General features: G+C 60.7%; 14 protein-coding genes and 1 pseudogene. 9 read left to right on the top strand and 6 right to left on the bottom strand.

Annotated features, from left to right (window positions below; all coding sequences use genetic code 11):
• Positions 1-2: 2 nt before the first annotated feature.
• Positions 3-998, bottom strand: coding sequence for a type I glyceraldehyde-3-phosphate dehydrogenase (gene gap / locus ACTG2O_RS07490; protein ID WP_005335708.1), 996 nt, complete (start codon positions 996-998; stop codon positions 3-5).
• A gap of 348 nt (positions 999-1,346) precedes the next feature.
• Here gap and malQ point away from each other — a divergent pair, with 348 nt between their 5' ends.
• From malQ to msrB, 4 genes are all read left to right on the top strand, one after another.
• The gene (gene malQ / locus ACTG2O_RS07485) at positions 1,347-3,536 is read left to right on the top strand and encodes a 4-alpha-glucanotransferase (RefSeq protein WP_236361872.1); all 2,190 of its coding nucleotides are present in this window, start codon (positions 1,347-1,349) and stop codon (positions 3,534-3,536) included.
• Between the two features lie 82 nt (positions 3,537-3,618).
• Positions 3,619-5,796 (top strand): 1,4-alpha-glucan branching protein GlgB, encoded by a 2,178-nt coding sequence (glgB, locus tag ACTG2O_RS07480; protein ID WP_439975541.1) that lies wholly within the window; start codon positions 3,619-3,621, stop codon positions 5,794-5,796.
• Positions 5,796-7,952 carry a glycogen debranching protein GlgX gene (gene glgX, locus ACTG2O_RS07475; RefSeq protein ID WP_439975540.1) on the top strand — a complete coding sequence of 719 codons (2,157 nt, stop codon included), beginning with the start codon at positions 5,796-5,798 and terminating at the stop codon, positions 7,950-7,952. The genes glgB and glgX overlap by 1 nt, the downstream gene beginning before the upstream one ends.
• 68 nt (positions 7,953-8,020) lie before the next feature.
• A complete protein-coding gene (gene msrB / locus ACTG2O_RS07470) occupies positions 8,021-8,407 on the top strand; it encodes a peptide-methionine (R)-S-oxide reductase MsrB (protein ID WP_439975539.1) in 387 nt (128 codons plus the stop codon).
• A 73-nt stretch (positions 8,408-8,480) separates the two neighbouring features.
• Here msrB and chrA read toward each other — a convergent pair whose 3' ends face one another.
• Both chrA and ACTG2O_RS07460 read right to left on the bottom strand, forming a co-directional pair.
• On the bottom strand, positions 8,481-9,647 hold the full coding sequence (chrA, locus tag ACTG2O_RS07465; RefSeq protein ID WP_439975538.1) for a chromate efflux transporter: 1,167 nt from the start codon (positions 9,645-9,647) through the stop codon (positions 8,481-8,483).
• A gap of 58 nt (positions 9,648-9,705) precedes the next feature.
• Entirely contained in the window at positions 9,706-10,161 is a 456-nt protein-coding gene (locus tag ACTG2O_RS07460) for a nucleotide triphosphate diphosphatase NUDT15 (protein ID WP_439975537.1), read from the bottom strand.
• A 206-nt stretch (positions 10,162-10,367) separates the two neighbouring features.
• Here ACTG2O_RS07460 and ACTG2O_RS07455 point away from each other — a divergent pair, with 206 nt between their 5' ends.
• Together ACTG2O_RS07455 and ACTG2O_RS07450 are read left to right on the top strand one after the other, a co-directional pair.
• Positions 10,368-10,595 (top strand): hypothetical protein, encoded by a 228-nt coding sequence (locus ACTG2O_RS07455; RefSeq protein ID WP_236285211.1) that lies wholly within the window; start codon positions 10,368-10,370, stop codon positions 10,593-10,595.
• Between the two features lie 145 nt (positions 10,596-10,740).
• On the top strand, positions 10,741-11,058 hold the full coding sequence (locus ACTG2O_RS07450; RefSeq protein ID WP_005343224.1) for a hypothetical protein: 318 nt from the start codon (positions 10,741-10,743) through the stop codon (positions 11,056-11,058).
• A 131-nt stretch (positions 11,059-11,189) separates the two neighbouring features.
• On the opposite strand, the pseudogene ACTG2O_RS07445 reads toward ACTG2O_RS07450, so the two are convergent.
• Both ACTG2O_RS07445 and ACTG2O_RS07440 read right to left on the bottom strand, forming a co-directional pair.
• A pseudogene (locus tag ACTG2O_RS07445) lies at positions 11,190-11,665 on the bottom strand (Lrp/AsnC family transcriptional regulator).
• Between the two features lie 311 nt (positions 11,666-11,976).
• Positions 11,977-12,600, bottom strand: a complete 624-nt coding sequence (locus ACTG2O_RS07440) for a helix-turn-helix transcriptional regulator (protein WP_439975536.1) — start codon at positions 12,598-12,600, stop codon at positions 11,977-11,979.
• A gap of 106 nt (positions 12,601-12,706) precedes the next feature.
• Here ACTG2O_RS07440 and ACTG2O_RS07435 point away from each other — a divergent pair, with 106 nt between their 5' ends.
• Together ACTG2O_RS07435 and ACTG2O_RS07430 are read left to right on the top strand one after the other, a co-directional pair.
• Positions 12,707-13,936 carry an MFS transporter gene (locus tag ACTG2O_RS07435; protein WP_439975535.1) on the top strand — a complete coding sequence of 410 codons (1,230 nt, stop codon included), beginning with the start codon at positions 12,707-12,709 and terminating at the stop codon, positions 13,934-13,936.
• A 109-nt stretch (positions 13,937-14,045) separates the two neighbouring features.
• Positions 14,046-14,864 carry a Cof-type HAD-IIB family hydrolase gene (locus tag ACTG2O_RS07430; RefSeq protein ID WP_088868474.1) on the top strand — a complete coding sequence of 273 codons (819 nt, stop codon included), beginning with the start codon at positions 14,046-14,048 and terminating at the stop codon, positions 14,862-14,864.
• A 51-nt stretch (positions 14,865-14,915) separates the two neighbouring features.
• Here ACTG2O_RS07430 and ACTG2O_RS07425 read toward each other — a convergent pair whose 3' ends face one another.
• Positions 14,916-15,479, bottom strand: coding sequence for a DUF2799 domain-containing protein (locus ACTG2O_RS07425; protein WP_058056590.1), 564 nt, complete (start codon positions 15,477-15,479; stop codon positions 14,916-14,918).
• Between the two features lie 207 nt (positions 15,480-15,686).
• Between ACTG2O_RS07425 and ACTG2O_RS07420 the strand changes: the two genes are divergently transcribed.
• A complete protein-coding gene (locus ACTG2O_RS07420) occupies positions 15,687-16,526 on the top strand; it encodes an isopenicillin N synthase family dioxygenase (protein WP_421209596.1) in 840 nt (279 codons plus the stop codon).
• Positions 16,527-16,697: the final 171 nt, after the last annotated feature.

Below are 16,697 nucleotides of genomic sequence, written 5' to 3'. Positions count from 1 at the left end.
AATTACTTGGAGATGTGAGCGATCAGGTCCAGAACTTTGCTGGAGTAGCCCATTTCGTTGTCGTACCAGGATACAACTTTAACGAATTTGTCGTTCAGCTGGATACCAGCCTTGGCGTCGAATACGGAGGTCTGACGCTCACCCAGGAAGTCGGTAGATACAACTTCGTCTTCGGTGTAGCCCAGAACGCCTTTCATAGCGCCTTCGGAAGCAGCTTTCATCGCTTCGCAGATTTCTGCGTAGGTGGCAGCTTTCTTCAGGTTAACGGTCAGGTCAACAACAGACACGTCCGGAGTCGGAACACGGAAAGCCATACCGGTCAGCAGGCCTTTCAGTTCCGGGATAACTACGCCAACAGCCTTGGCAGCACCGGTAGAGGACGGGATGATGTTCTGAGCCGCACCGCGGCCACCGCGCCAGTCTTTGGCAGACGGACCATCAACGGTCTTCTGGGTAGCAGTGGTAGCGTGAACGGTGGTCATCAGGCCAGACTCGATACCGAAGGTATCGTTCAGAACCTTGGCGATCGGTGCCAGGCAGTTGGTGGTGCAGGAAGCGTTGGAAACGATGTCCTGGCCAGCGTAGGTAGAGTCGTTAACACCCATTACGAACATCGGGGTAGCGTCTTTGGACGGGCCAGTCAGAACAACTTTCTTGGCACCAGCAGCGATGTGCTTACGAGCAGTCTCGTCGGTCAGGAACAGACCGGTAGCTTCAGCAACAACGTCAACACCGATTTCGCCCCACTTCAGGTTGGCCGGGTCACGCTCAGCGGTAACACGTACGGTTTTGCCGTTTACAACCAGGTTGCCGTCTTTAACTTCAACGGTACCGTTGAAACGACCGTGAGTTGAATCGTACTTCAGCATGTAAGCCATGTAGTCAACATCGATCAGGTCGTTGATACCAACAACTTCGATGTCTGCACGCTCGCAAGCCAGACGGAATACGAAACGACCGATACGGCCAAAACCGTTAATACCTACTTTGATAGTCATATTTAGTTACCTAACTGTTCAGTAGTCAAAGAAAATTCCGCTTGTAAATTTACTAGAACTCTCCGGTGAGTCAACCAACATTCTGTCTGAAATTGCGCTATATCATGAAAAACTGTGAAATTAATTTTCTGTTTATGTAACTGATTACCACGTTTTGACGAAAAAAGTGCCAGATCGTGGCATCGCGCAGATATCAACAATAGTGCCTACTCGGTCACACAACCATTCACAGAGATATGTAAAAATGTGCGCGGTTTAGCATGGCCCATAGAGCCACTGTTCAAGTACCACCCCATAAAAATCAAACAAAATAGTATAGATAGAATCCACAGCGGGAATTCTCAAACTATGACCACCCTGATTGAACAGCTGGCTGCCGCAAAAGGTATCGCCAGCGAGTATGTCGATGCCTGGGGCCACCCGGCCCAGGTATCAGAAGAGAGCAAGGCCGCCATGCTGGGCGCCATGGGCTACCGCGTCGATGACGAGGCCGCACTGGTGCAGCAGCTGGAAGAGGAGCATCGCCAGCACTGGCTGCGGGCGCTGGATCCTGTGATGGTGGTTCGCACCGGCGACGCCGTTACCCTTGAGGTTCGCCTCCCCATCGAATTCGTCAACGACGCCCTCACTTGGCAGCTCCAGCAGGAGCAGGGTGCAGTGCTGTCCGGTCAATTCACCCCCATCGAGGGTGAGCTGGTCGGCGTGGCCGAATTTGAAGAGATGGAGTGCCAGGCCTATCGTGTCACTCTGGATATGGCCCCGGAGCTGGGTTATCACCAGCTGGTGCTGCTGGAAGAGGGCAATGACGAACCGCTGGCCGCCATGCGCCTCATCGTCGCCCCCAAGGCCTGCTACAAACAGGCGCCGATCGCCGATGGCCGCAAGGTATGGGGCCCGAGCGTGCAGCTCTACTGCCTGCGCAGCCGCCACAACTGGGGTATCGGTGATTTCAGCGATCTGGGCCAGCTGGTTGAGAAAGCCGCCGCCTGGGGTGCCCACTTCGTCGGCCTCAACCCTATCCACGCCCTCTATCCGGCCAATCCGGAGAGCGCCAGTCCCTACAGCCCCTCTTCCCGTCGCTGGCTCAACGTGGCCTATATCAATGTGGAAGCGGTGCCCGAATTCCAGCAGAGCGATCGCCTGAAGGCGGAAGTGGCAAGTCCTGCCTTCCAGCAACATCTGGCCGATCTGCGCGCCAAAGAGAATGTCGATTACACCGGCGTGATCCAGACCAAACTCGGCATGCTGCGTCAGGTGTTCGATGAAGCCCCCCTGAGCGCCGAGCGTCAGGCCGCCTTTGATGCCTTCGTGGCCGCCGGTGGCGACAGCCTGCAACAGCAGGCTGCATTTGATGCCCTGCAGGCCCACTTCTATGCCAAAGGCGAAAATGCCTGGGGCTGGCCGGTATGGCCGCAGGAGCTGCGCGATTACCACAATCCTGCCGTTGCCGCCTGGATGGCCGCGCACCCGCAAGATGTCAACTTCTACCTCTATCTGCAGTTCCTGGCCGACGAGCAGCTGGCGCAAGCCGATGCCCGTGCCAAGGCTGCCGGCATGGTGATGGGTATCTACCGGGATCTGGCGGTGGGCGTCTCCGAAGGCTCCACCGAGATCTGGGCCAACCAGGATCTCTACTGCCCGAAAGCTTCGGTCGGTGCGCCGCCCGATATCCTCGGCCCGCTCGGTCAGAACTGGGGCCTGCCCCCGATGAACCCGAACAAGCTGTTTGACGCGGCCTATCAGCCGATGGTGGACTTGTTCCGTGCCAACATGCGCTCCTGTGGCGCACTGCGCATCGACCACGTGATGGCCTTGCTGCGCCTGTGGTGGGTACCGCCCGGAGCGTCCGCCGCCAAGGGCGCCTACATCTATTATCCGGTCAACGATCTGCTGGGCATTCTGGCCCTCGAATCCCACCGCAATCAGTGCCTGCTGATCGGCGAGGATCTGGGCACCGTGCCGGAGGGGATCGACGTGACCCTGAAAGAGAACGGCGTCCACTCCTACAAGGTGTTCTTCTTCGAGCGCTCCAAGGAAGATGGCGGCTTTATCTCTCCGGCGCACTACACCGAGCAAGCTATGTCGGCCCTGACCACCCACGACATGCCAACCCTCAAGGGCTTCTGGCACTGCGATGATCTGGCACTCGGCCGTCAACTGGGTCTGTATCCGGATGAAGATGTGTTGAAGACTCTGTATGCTGATCGTCACCAGGCCAAACAGCGGATCCTCGACAGCCTGCATGCCCACAAGGTCATCTCTGACAACATCAGTCATGACGTGAACTGGGTCGGCATGAACACCGAACTCAACCACGGTCTGCAGATCCACATGTCCCGCGGCAGCTGCGCCCTGTTCAGTACCCAGCTGGAAGACTGGCTGGAGATGGACAAGCCGGTCAACGTACCGGGTACCAGTTACGAATACCCCAACTGGCGCCGCAAGCTCTCCGCTGATCTGGAAGATATTTTTGCCAATGAGGCACTCAAGGCACTGGCTGGCAAGATGAGCCAAGCCCGTGATGAGGCCAGTCGTTGAGACGCTGTCTCCCACAGCGCTCTCACCTAAATCCACTCCGGCTTCGGCCGGAGTGGATGCTCTGTCATGAAAGGAAATCTCGATGCTCGTTGAACGTTTGGTTGCTGCCCGCTGTTCCGATCCCTTCTCTCACTTAGGCCTGCAGGCCAATCCGGATGGGCTCGGCCTCAAACTGACCGCCTGGTTGCCTGATGCCCTCGAAGTCCGCGTCAAGGATCTCAAGTCGGGCAAAGTCGTTGCCACCCTGGCGCCCACCGATGAATCGGGTCTTTTTGAAACTGTTTTCACCCGCCGCAAAAACTCCTTCCCCTATCAGCTGATCGCCAGCTACCAAGATGCCACCACCGAGGTCATCGACCCCTATCAGTTTCAGGATGCCGCCTGGGCAGGCCTGGCCGAACTGACCGCCCAGCCGGAAAACCTCTACCACACCCTTGGCGCCCAGCTGCGCACCGTGGAGCATCTTGGCCAGCTGGTGGAAGGGGTGCGTTTTGCGGTCTATGCGCCGAGCGCCACCGCCGTGAGCCTCATCGGCGATTTCAACTTCTGGGATGGCCGCCGCCATCCGATGCAGCGCAGCCTCTGCGGTCACTGGGTGCTGTTTGTGCCGGGCCTCAAGGCCGGGGATCGCTACAAGTTCGAGCTCAAGGACCCCATGGGCAACCGGCTGCCCCACAAGAGCGATCCGGTCGGTTTCTACTGCGAGCAGTATCCGTCGTTCGCCTCCGTGGTCTATGACCACGCCCAGTACCAGTGGCAGGATGCCGAGTGGATTGCCAGCCAGTACAACGACAAACGCGAGCAGCCGCTCTCCATCTATGAGCTGCACGTCGGCTCCTGGAAGCGCCACCCCAACGGCGACAGCCTGAGCTGGCGCGAGCTGGCAGTGGAGCTGGTCGCCTACGTCAAGGAGATGGAGTACACCCACATCGAGCTGCTGCCGGTCTCCGAGCACCCCTTCAGCGGCTCCTGGGGCTACCAGCCGGTGGGCATGTTCTCCCCCACCAGCCGCTACGGCACCGCCGATGATTTCAAATACTTCGTCGACCAGTGCCACCAGGCCGGCATCGGTATCATTCTGGACTGGGTACCCGCCCACTTCCCGTCCGATGCCCACGGCCTGGCCCGCTTCGATGGCACCCCGCTCTACGAGTACGAGGATCCGCGCCGTGGCTGGCACCCGGACTGGAACTCCTACATCTACGACTTTGGCCGCGACACAGTGCGCCAGTTCCTGGTGGCGAGCGCCCTGTTCTGGCTCGACAAGTTCCATATCGACGGCCTGCGGGTGGATGCGGTCGCCTCCATGCTCTATCTGGATTACTCCCGCAACGCCGGTGAGTGGGTACCGAACGTCGATGGCGGCAACCACAACTACGAGGCGATCAGCCTGCTCAAGTGGACCAACGAGGAGGTCTACGGCAAGTATCCCCACGCCATGACCATAGCCGAAGAGTCCACCGCCTTTGCCGGTGTCTCCCGCCCCACCTTCCTCGGCGGCCTCGGCTTTGGCTTCAAGTGGAATATGGGCTGGATGCACGACACCCTCACCTATATGCAGAAAGAGCCGATCCACCGTCGCTACCACCACAACGACATGACCTTCTCCATGGTTTACCACTATGACGAGAACTTCATCCTGTCGCTCTCCCACGACGAGGTGGTGCACGGCAAACACTCCATGCTCTACAAGATGCCGGGCGACGAGTGGCAGCAGGCTGCCAACCTGCGCGCCTACATGGGCTTCATGTACGCCCACCCGGGCAAGAAGCTCAACTTCATGGGCACCGAAATCGCCCAGAGCAACGAGTGGAACCACGATGCCCAGCTGCCATGGCATCTGCTGCAATATCCCAAGCATGCCGGTCAGCAGCGGCTGATCCACGATCTCAACCACCTCTACCGTCATGAGCCTGCCTTGTATCAGGCCGATTATGAGCAGACCGGCTTCCGCTGGCTGGATCACAACGATGCCGACAACAGCATCTTTGCCTGGCTGCGGGCGGACAAAGAGGGCAAGCAGGCTATTGTGGTGGCTTGCAACTTCACCCCGGTGCCCCGTATCGAATATCGGATCGGCGTCCCTGCGGCGGGCCACTATCGGGTGGTGCTCAACACCGACAGCGAGTATTACTGGGGCAGTAACTATGATGTAGGTCTGGTGTTCGCTGCCGAGCCGACCCCCTGGCAGGGGATGGCACACAGCATAGTGCTGGATCTGCCGCCGCTGGCGACCTTGTTTATCAAACAGGAGTCTTGATGCTTGTAATGGAAAAAGGGGTGGGCTACCCGCTGGGGGCCCGCCTTGACGAGAATGGTTGCCACTTCTGCATCTGGGCCCCCCAGTCGGACAAGGTGGAGATCTGCCTGTACGACGAGCAGGAGCAGGAGCTGATGCGGCTGGAGTTGCCCGGCCGCCGTGGCCAGTATCGCTTTGGCTACGTGCGCGGCGTAAAGGCCGGTCAGCGCTACGGCTATCGGGTCTATGGCACCCCGCAGGAGGGGATGCTGTTCGATCCGCAAAAACTGCTGATTGACCCCTACGCCAAGGCGCTCAGTCGTCCCACCTACTGGGATGAAGCCCTCTATCAGGGTGACAGTGCCGGGATGATTGCCAAGTCGGTGGTAGTGGATGACAGTTTTGACTGGCAAGGGGTTGGCAAACCCGGGATCAGTCCGGCCCGCACCATTATCTACGAGGCCCACGTCAAGGGCTTTACCAAGCAGCACCCGGGGATCCCCAAAGCGCTGCAGGGCACCTACCTTGGCATCAGTCACCCGCTGGTTATCGAACATATGAAGAGCCTCGGCATCACCTCGGTGCAGCTGATGCCGGTGGCCGCCTTCATGTCGGAACCGCGACTGGAGCAGCTGGGACTGACCAACTACTGGGGCTACAACCCCATCGCCTTCTTCGCCCCCGAGCCGCGCTACAGCACCAGGGCGGACGAGGCGGTGACCGAGTTCAAGACCATGGTGCGCGAGCTGCACCGTGCCGGGTTCGAGGTGATCCTAGATGTGGTCTACAACCACACTGCCGCCTCTGGCTTCGACGGCCCTACCCTCTCGTTCAAGGGCTTTGACAACGCCGGTTACTACGCCTTCGAAGCGGGCCCCCACGGCCCGGACTACACCCGTCACGCCAACGTGACCGGTTGTGGCAACAGCGTCAATCTGGATCACCCCAACACCCTGCGGCTGGTGCTCGATGCCCTGCGTTACTGGGTCACCGAGATGCAGGTGGATGGCTTCCGTTTCGATCTGGCGGTGACGCTGGCGCGGGAAGCGGGGGAGTTCGAGCCCATGGGCGCCTTCTTCAAAGCCGTGATGGCCGATCCTGTGCTGTCACAGGTCAAGCTCATCGCCGAACCCTGGGACATAGGCCCCTTCGGCTACCGGCTGGGTCAATTCCCGAGCCAGTGGCAGGAGATCAATGACCGCTACCGCGACACGGTGCGCGCCTTCTGGCGCGGTGATGCGGGCAAGATGGGGGACTTTGCCACCCGGCTGGTGGGGTCGCGGGATATCTTCCCGAAGAACTGGCGCTCCCCCCACACCAGCGTCAACTACCTCTGCTATCACGACGGTTTCACCCTGGAGGATCTGGTCTCCTACAACCAGCGCCACAATCAGGCCAACGGTGAAGACAATCGCGATGGCCACGGCAACAACCTCTCCTATAACCACGGGGTAGAGGGACCAACCCTGGATCCGCGGGTCAACAGCCTGCGCCAGCAGCAGAAACGCAATCTGATTGCCACCCTGCTGCTCTCCCAAGGCACTCCCCACTTCCTCGCCGGGGACGAGATGGGCCGCAGCCAGCTTGGCAACAACAACGCCTACTGTCAGGACAACCAGATCAGCTGGGTCAACTGGCAGTGGCGACCGGAGGATGAACGGCTGTTCGCCTTCACCCAGCAGATGATGGCGCTGCGGGCGGAGTCGTGTGTCTTCTCCAACCTGCAACTGAGCGACGACAGCTGGAATGGCACCCCGTCCAGCTGCCATCAGGTCAACTGGTATCACCCGGACGGCCACCAGCTCACCGATCAGGATTGGCACGCCCCCATGGGGCAGGCGTTCGCCATGGATATCGGCATGATCAACTGTGTCGGCGAGCGCTGGTACGTGCTGTTCAACGCCAGCGATTATGACATCCAGTTCCGCCTGCCGCCGCCGGGGGAAGGGCTGGAGTGGATCCAGACCATCGACACCGCCACCAACGATGGGCTGCCCTTCCTGCCCGATGACATCAAACGGCAGGTGGCAGTCGGCCGGGCCCACTCCCTCAAACTGCTGGAGCGGGTGGCATTGTCCAGCACGGCGGAGGATGCCCAGCCACCGCAGCAGGAAATTCTCCCTGCATCCGGTGAGGAGATGGTTGCCACCTCGATCACAGATACAGGCAAAGCATAAGAGGCATGCTGGAGTCAGCTTTACGGAGCCGCTATGCTGGGCTCCGGTATGGATGGCAAGGAGTCGGTATGAGCAGTAACAATCCGGAACAGTGGCGCAGCAAACTGACCCCCGAGCAGTTTCACGTCTGCTGGGAGAAGGGCACCGAACGCCCCTACAGCGGCGCCCTGCTCCACAATCGCAAGAGCGGCGACTACCTCTGTGTCTGCTGCAAGAGCGTGCTGTTTCACTCAGGAGCCAAGTTTGATTCCGGCTGCGGCTGGCCCTCGTTCGACAAGGCCATCGAGGGGACGGTGGAGTACACCGAGGACAACAGCCACGGCATGAGGCGAGTGGAGATCACCTGCCGCCAGTGCGGCTCTCACCTCGGTCACGTCTTCCCCGACGGACCGACCGAGACAGGCCAGCGCTACTGCGTCAACAGCCTGAGTCTGGATTTCGATCCCGACGCTTAAGCGGCTGACCCATTGCAATAAAAACGGCGCCTCCATCACGGAGGCGCCGTTTTTTATCGGGATTTCACCGCATTCACGCCAGCAGGATGGCGGCCATCACCAGCAGGGCCGCAATGGCCGGTATCGGCAGCTTCACCACCCGCAGCAGATAAAAGCCGATGGCCGCCAGCGCCAGATCGGTCGGCGCCAGCACCGCGCTCTGCCACACCGGCTGATAGAGCGCCGCCAGCAACAAGCCCACCACGGCGGCGTTGATTCCGGTGACGGCCCCCGCCAGACGGGCCCGGGCCAGCCACTGTTGCCAGCAGGGGCCCACCGCCCAGAGCAGCAGAAAGCCCGGAGCAAAGAGCGCCAGGGTCGCCGACAAGGCCCCGATCAGCGGCATCTCGGGCTGCAGCTGGGCGCCAAGATAGGTGGCAAGGGTAAACATGGGGCCCGGCACCAACTGGGCCAGGCTGTAACCGGTCAGAAACTGCTGCTCGTTGAGAGTGTGGCCCACGCTCTCTTGCAGCAGCGGCAGCACCACATGTCCACCGCCAAACACCAGACTGCCGGCGCGATAGAAGTCGGCAGCCAGCTGGCCAAGCGGGCTGCCGAGCAGCGGCAGGCCGATAAAAAGGATGCCAAACAGCAGCAGGGTCGGCCAATGAGGCTGACTGCTGGCGGCAGAAGGCTGCTCGGCGGAGGCTGGCACACTAGCCTCCCCGCGCTGGCTGCGGGCGCAGATCAACGCCGCTCCCGCCAGCATCAACAGTTGAGTCAGCAGACCGGGCTGCCACCAGAGTGCAGCAGCGGTCACCACCATAATCCCTTGGGTCATTCCCGTGGCACAAAACTGACGACTCATGGTGAGCACTGCATCGGCCACCACGATGAGCGCCAGCAGCTTGAGGCCATGCAGCGCCGCATCGAGCCACAGATTGCTGCCCAGCTGGCCGATGCCGATCGCGGCCGCCAGTAGCAGCAGAAATGAGGGCAGCGTGAAGCCAAGAAAAGCTGAGAGCGCCCCGCCCAGACCGGCACGATGACGACCGATGGCGAAACCAAGCTGGCTGGAGGCGGGCCCCGGCAGCAGTTGGCACAGCGCCAGCAAGCGGGCAAATTCGGCCTGTGTCAGCCAGCCGAGCCGCTGGACGAAGGTACGCTGGAAATAGCCGATATGAGCGGCCGGACCACCAAAGCTGATGCATCCCAGCCATAAAAACTGAATAAATACCTGCCCCACGATCTTCCCCCTCATCCCTCTTCTCCCGATGGAGAGGAGATATTATGACAGCGCGATGATCGTTTTATGACAATCAGACTGATTCGGCAGACACCATTGGCACATCACCCGGCAGATAGCAGCGTCCCGCCAGCCAGCAGGCGATGGACTGACGGCTGGCGTCGAAATGGGGCTCGGGCAACGCGCGCGGATCGCACCAGACCCAGCCTTCGCACTTCTCCGGCTCCAGCAGTTGCGGCTCACCATCGGCCTTAGCGTGCAGCGTCACCGAGATATAGTGCAACCCGCTCTCGCGCCAGGTCTCCAGATTGTTGGTCACCGCCACCACCTCGGGCCCGTGGATCTCAAGTCCCGCCTCCTCGGCCACCTCGCGGATCGCCGCCGACTCGAAGCTCTCCCCCAACTCCAGATGACCACCCGGGATCGACCAGTAGGGGGCATGGCTCCCTTTGCGTTTGCCAAGCAGCACCTGGCCTTGGGCGTTAGTCAGGATGACGCCGACCCCGACGCGGGGATAGAGAGTGGACATGAAAACGCTCCTTCAATAAGGCAGTAAAACGGCCCCACCTTAGGCCCAAGGAGAGTACAGGGCAAGCCCCGGCTGCACGGCACCTGCGCCTGTCGGTAGCCCCTCCCCTTGCCCCTTAACCGGTTATCACTGATGCTGGGGAGTGAAGCCCGGATGGAGAGGTCATCCCCACCCTCTCAGTCCCCCATCATCCCGAGGAGTCCGCCATGAAAAAATTGCTCCCCCTGTGCGCCCTGCTGCTCACGGCTTGCCAAACCTCGCCGTCCCCCAACTCGCTCGCCATCGATGATGCCGACGCCTGGCAGGCCATTTGCAAAGATGGCACCCGGGTTCGCGCCGTGGTCGCAGAGGGGATCTGTGGGGATCATCGCGGTGTAGCCATGTGGACGAATAAGCCAAGAGCTGAACGGATGGCAGAAGAAGCCGCCAAATAGTGTGATCCAGACACCATAAAATGACACTGCCGGCCAATTGGCCGGATTTTTTCGCGATCTCGCCAGCACTTTGCCACCTTGTTCATGGTGCGCTCAGTTTTCTGTTCCCATACTGGCCCTACAGTTCCAAAAGAGGAGAGACAAGATGCAAACATCCATCGTCGGGCTCTCCATTCTGTGGGGGCTAGCCAGTTTTGGTGTTCAGGGGGATTTCATCGAGAGCCGTGATTCCGTTGCGCCATCCTGGCAAGCCGAGTCCAGAGTGGAGATGGAAGGTTATCTGATTGAATCGCTTGGCGAAGATCGCTGGCTGTTCGACAACGGCAGCGAGAGCCTGCTGGTCTCCCTGCCCGAGGGGCAGTGGGTGCCGACCGGCGAGCGGCTGCGGGTCAGCGGCGAACCGCAGCAGGAGCAGAGCGGCTGGCTGCTGCAGGTGGAAGACATCAGCCAGGTCAGTGTCTGACCACGGCAGTCGCCCCGTCACCGCGACAGCTAATCCAGACCCGATAACCACTACCGAATAACCAAGAGCGAATAGCAAAAGAGGAGGCCAGTGGCCTCCTCTTTCTGTGTCTATAAGCGGCTTGCGCGAGCTCAACCCAGATGGTTGAGCGGCAGCGCCGTCTTGTGCTTGATGCGGCGCAGCACGAAGCTGGAGCGCACTCCGGTCACCCCCGGAATATGGGTCAGCTTGTCCAGCAGGAAGTGCTGGTAGTGCTCCATGTCGCGCACCACCACCTTGAGCTGGTAGTCGGCATCATTGCCGGTGATGAGGTCACACTCCAGCACTTCGGGCAGTTCGCTGATGGCGCGATCGAAATTCTCGAACCGCTCGGGCGTATGTCTGTCCATGGAAATGTGAATGTAGGCGGTGAGGGTGAGGCCAAGCTGGCGGGCGTTGAGCAGAGTAACGTGGGTGTCGATGAGGCCAGCATCCTCCAGCGCCTTGACCCGGCGGGAGCAGGGGACGGCGAGAGCCCCACCAGCTCGGCCAGTTCCAGATTGCTGATGCGGCCATTCTCCTGCATCAGCTCGAGAATATGTCTGTCTATGCGATCAAGTTTCAGCATTTACCCTTCCTCGTTGCAATGACTAATCCACTTTTCCTAGATTAAGGGTGAACTATTGCAAAAACAACCGAAATAAGTGGTTACTTTGCAACCACTCACCGGCACGGGAGGGATACTATGGTTACATCTTCCGGTGGCAAAGCAGATACCTGACCGGGTCTCTGCGGTGAAGGACCTTACCGGGTCAAGAGCCCCATCAGCCGTCTTACCTTATCGGGAAACGACGGGCTGGAACGAGAGAACCCCCTCCCCGAAGGCAACAAAGCAGGCATCCCGGCGCCTGCTTTGTTGTTTTTGGGCGTTTGGCGCAATCAGAGCGCGGGCGGCGTGATGCGATAGAGGCAGCGATGCGCCCCCTCCAGCAGATATTGCTCCCGCTCCACCGTCGCTGGCGCCAGCAGCTGGCGAAACAGCGCCAGCTCGCTGCGACAAAAACCGCGGCAGGCGCGCGCCGCCGCACAGATGGGGCAGTGGCTCTCCCACAGCAGCCAGCTGCCATCCTCCTCACGGCGGATCTCCGCCATGTAGCCTTCGCGGCTGCGCAGCTCCCTGAGCGCCTCCAGCCGACCGGACAACCCCTTGTTGCCCAGCGTCTGCTGATAGCGCGCCAGCATCTGCTGCTCCCGCTGCAGGATCAGCCGCTCCATCCCCTCCTCGCCAAACAGCTCGCGCACGTTGTCGATCAGCTGCACGGTCAGGTCGCTATGGGTATCGGGGAAGCGCTGCCAGGCCTGCTCGGTGAGCTGCCACAGTCGCACGGGACGACCGCGTCCGCGCGCCTCGTCGCTGAATGTGACCCACCCCTCCTGCTCCAGTGCGAGCAGGTGCTGGCGGGCGCCCATGGAGGTCATCTGCAACTGCTCCCCCAGCGCGGCGGCGCTCTGCGGGCCATGGCTCTTGAGCAGAAACAGGATCTTGTCGGTGCTTGCGTTCATGACCCCATTATGGGGAGCCCCCTTTATTAAATCAACAATTCACTTTACTTAATGCCAATTATCACCCAGCATAAATAAACCAATTACTTTACTTAATAGGTGCGACATGGCGAAACAACAGCCCAAAAACCCCCTCTGGGTGCTGGTGATGACGGTCACGCTGGCGGTCGCCGGCTTCAGCCTCCCCTCCCCGGTATTGGCCCCCTTGCTGCTGGATCCGGCACAGGGGATGCTGACGCCGGAAGCCTCCGACTGGAGCCGCAAGGTGTGGCTGGGGGTCATCATGGGGCTCTATCCCCTGTTCCAGCTGGTGGGCAGCCCCTGGCTCGGTCGCCTCTCCGACCGCTATGGCCGCAAGCCACTGCTGTTGCTCTCGCTGGCGGGGGTACTGGCAGGCTATGCCCTGATGGCACTCGGTATCACCTGGCGCTCCCTCCCCCTGTTGCTGCTCAGCCGGATTGTGGAGGGGCTGTGCAACGGCAACATCGCCATCGTGCAGGCGATGGCGGCGGATCTCGCCGGCAAGGAGCACAAGGCGCGCAGCTTCGCCTGGATCAACATCGGCATGAATCTGGGCTGGGTCGTGGGACCGATGATCGGGGGCTACGCCGCGGTGATCTCGGGGGATTACAGTCTGGCCGCCTGGCTGGCGGTAGGAATGACCCTGCTCAACCTGCTGCTGGTCTACTGGCTGATCCCCTATCGTCCGCCGGTGGCGGCCACCCGTCAGACAGCGACCCTCTCCAGCCGCCAGCTGTTGTTGCAACCGGCCCTGCTCCCCTACTTCGCGCTCACCCTGATCAGCTATGGCGCCGTGCAGCTCTATTTCACCTACTTCAATATCTGGCTGGTGGAGCGGCTGTCCTGGGATCCGGCCCAGCTGGCGCAGGCAGCGGTGCTGGTGAGTCTGCCGATGATGGCGGGCTCCTGGCTCGGCTCCCGCATCGCCCGTCACTGGCGCGGCAGCTCCCTCGGCATTGTCGGCCATCTGGTGATGGCGAGCGGCATGCTGCTCTTTATCCTGCCCGTGCACTGGTGGGGGCTGGCACTAACCTTCGTTCCCGCTGGCATCGGCATGAGTCTGGGGGAGCTGGCCACCTCGGTGGCGATCTCCAACCGCAGTCACCCGGAGCAGCAGGGGCAGGCGATGGGGCTCTACCGCGCCCTCGCCGTGGGCAGCGAGATCCTGGCGGTGCTGCTCGGCAGTCTGGTGCTGCTGGCCGGTACCGAGTGGCCCTTCTATCTCGCCACCCTCTGCTCCCTTGCCAGTGCCGCCGGTTTCTATCTGCTGCGTCGCCGTGCCGACCGTCGTCAACAGCTGGCCAGCTGCACCTGAGCCACGAAGGGATCACAGTTCGGCGCTTCGGCCGCGGGCAAGACTTGCATCGGGGCGCCGGGTCTGGGACGGTAAGGCTCTTGCGGATTTGTTCGATGCTGGAGGAGTTATGAGTGAGTACAAGGCCATCGCCCTCGATATGGATGGCACCCTGCTGACCCGGGATCACAAGATCTCGTCGGCCACCCGGGCAGCCCTGGCGCAGGCCCGCGCCCACGGCATCAAGGTGCTGCTGGTCACGGGGCGCCACTACATGACGGCACGTCCCTTCCACCACGAGCTGGCCCTCGATACCCCTCTCATCTGCAGCAATGGCGCCTATCTCTATGATCCGGTGCAGAACCGGATCCTAAGTGGCGACCCGCTGGCGGCCGCCCCGCTTACCGAGCTGTTGGCCGCGGTCGAGGCACAACAGATGGGCGCCCTGTTCCACCTGAGCGAAGGGATCGGCTACATCGGCTGCGAAGAGCATGTCACCCGCATCCGCCACTGGTCGGCCAATCAGCCGGACCACCTCAAGATCGCCCTCCACCCGGTCGAGGAGCTGGCAGGCTGGCTCGACAACCCGGTCTGGAAGCTGGAGCTGTTCAATCAGGATCCGGCGCGCCTGCACACCTTTATGGGCGAGGTGGTCGAGCAGATGCCCTTTACCCGCGACTGGGCGGCCCCCTATGCGGTAGAGCTGGTACAGCCCGGTTGCAGCAAGGGCAACCGGCTGGCCCAGTGGGCTGCCAGCGAAGGGATTGCGATGGATCAGGTGGTGGCGTTTGGGGACAACAACAACGACATCAGCATGTTCGAGCAGGTGGGGCTGGCGGTGGCCATGGGCAATGCGGCCCCGCAGATCCAGAGCCATGCCCACCGGGTCACGGCCGACCACAACGAAGATGGTATCGCACTGGCGCTGCAGCGCTGGGTACTGCCCTGATCTGACGGGATGCAACATGGCCAGCACGCGGGCTGGCCATGAAGAGAGGGATTAACCGCCGAAGGAGAACTGGATCACCCGATCCGGATAGCGCAGACGGTTGTACTCCCGGCGCAGGGATTCGTAGTGGCGAATGGCCCGATCGCGCTTGGCGCGGTAGTAGTCGCGCTGTTCCGTGTTGGTTTCGTTGCGGATGCTGCGCTCCAGCGTATCGATATCCCGCTCGGTACGCTCCAGCTCGTCGCTGATCTCCCGCATGCGGGCGGCCAGTTTGTACTCTTCGTAGCCGCGTTGATACTGCTTGAGGAAGCTGGCGTCATTGGGGCATACCCCCAGATAGGCCTGCCCCTCCTTGCCCTTGCTGTAAGCCAGCTCGGGAATGCAGTAGAGCTCCAGCCCCTTGTCGTAGCCCCGTTTCCACTCGGCCTCATCCACTTTGAGGCCATATTCGCTGCAAGAAGAAACGTAGTCGCGGGTCGCCTGACGGGTTTTGCCTTCCGATCCATCCTGATAACCCAGGTTGTACCAACTCATGGTGCGGCACTCATCTTCTGACAGGGCACTGCATCCCGCCAGCAATACCGGCAGGGTCAGCAACAGGATTTTGAGGGACATGGACAGACTCCGGAAAAGATAGTGAGCGGCATTCTAGAGAGGATAAAAGGCCATAACAAGGGATGCGCTCCCATGCGGTCTGGCGCGGCTTATTTGATGTTTTTATCACTATTCAACGCCGTGCCGGACGGGGCGGCCAACCCGCTTTCCTTGTTATCAGGTGCAAGGTAAACTGCGCCATCTTTTAACTGGCGCGCAACAAAAACAATGAAAGTCCTGACCGTCGATTACCGCTCACCCGATGCGGCCCAACGCTTCACCGAATCCCTGCGAACCACCGGCTTTGGCGTGTTGACCAACCACCCTATTCCGAAAGAGCTGGTGCAGTCCATCTACGACAACTGGTATCGCTTCTTCATGAGTGAGCAGAAGCAGGATTTCCTGTTCAACCGCGAGACTCAGGATGGCTACTTCCCGCCGTCGGTCTCCGAGGTGGCCAAGGGCCATAGCCAGAAAGACATCAAGGAGTACTTCCACATCTACCCCTGGGGCCAGATGCCACAAGAGCTGAAAGAGCAGGCGATGGAGTACTATCGCCTCGCCAACGGTCTGGCCGCAGAGCTGCTGAGCTGGGTCGAGCAGTACACCCCGGCCGATATTGCCGCCAACTACAGCTGCCCGCTCTCCTCGATGATCGAAGAGAGCCAGAAGACCCTGCTGCGGGTGCTGCACTATCCGCCGTTCGATGGCACCGAGGAGCCGGGCGCCATCCGCGCCGCCGCCCACGAGGATATCAACCTGCTCACCATTCTGCCCGCCGCCAACGAGCCGGGGCTGCAGGTGAAGGGCTCCGATGGCGAATGGATGGACGTGCCGTGCGACTTTGGCACCCTCATCATCAACATCGGTGACATGCTGCAGGAGGCCTCCCGCGGCTACTACCCTTCCACCACTCACCGCGTCATCAACCCGACCGGTGGCAGCGCCGCCAAGTCGCGTATCTCCCTGCCGCTGTTCCTCCATCCGCGCCCGGATGTAGTGCTCTCCGAGCGTCATACCGCCCACAGCTACCTGATGGAGCGGCTGCGGGAGCTCGGGGTGATCTAGTCCGCCGACGAGCAGTTGTCAGAGACCAAACCGGAGCAATCTCGCTCCGGTTTTTTATTTTGTGGCAGGATTGGGCTAAAAACAGAATTAAATTAGCCAATCATGCCAATAAATCGCATTTACACCTGATAACCGTCGTAGTGATTGCGTAGTGACCTCCGTAACATGAGC

Origin of the sequence: Aeromonas sp. 61P (genome assembly GCF_051919545.1) — a bacterium.
In the GTDB taxonomy this organism is placed as follows: domain Bacteria; phylum Pseudomonadota; class Gammaproteobacteria; order Enterobacterales; family Aeromonadaceae; genus Aeromonas; species Aeromonas veronii.
The sequence above is the reverse complement of the archived record's forward strand: the minus strand, read 5'-3'. Positions and strand labels throughout refer to the sequence as shown.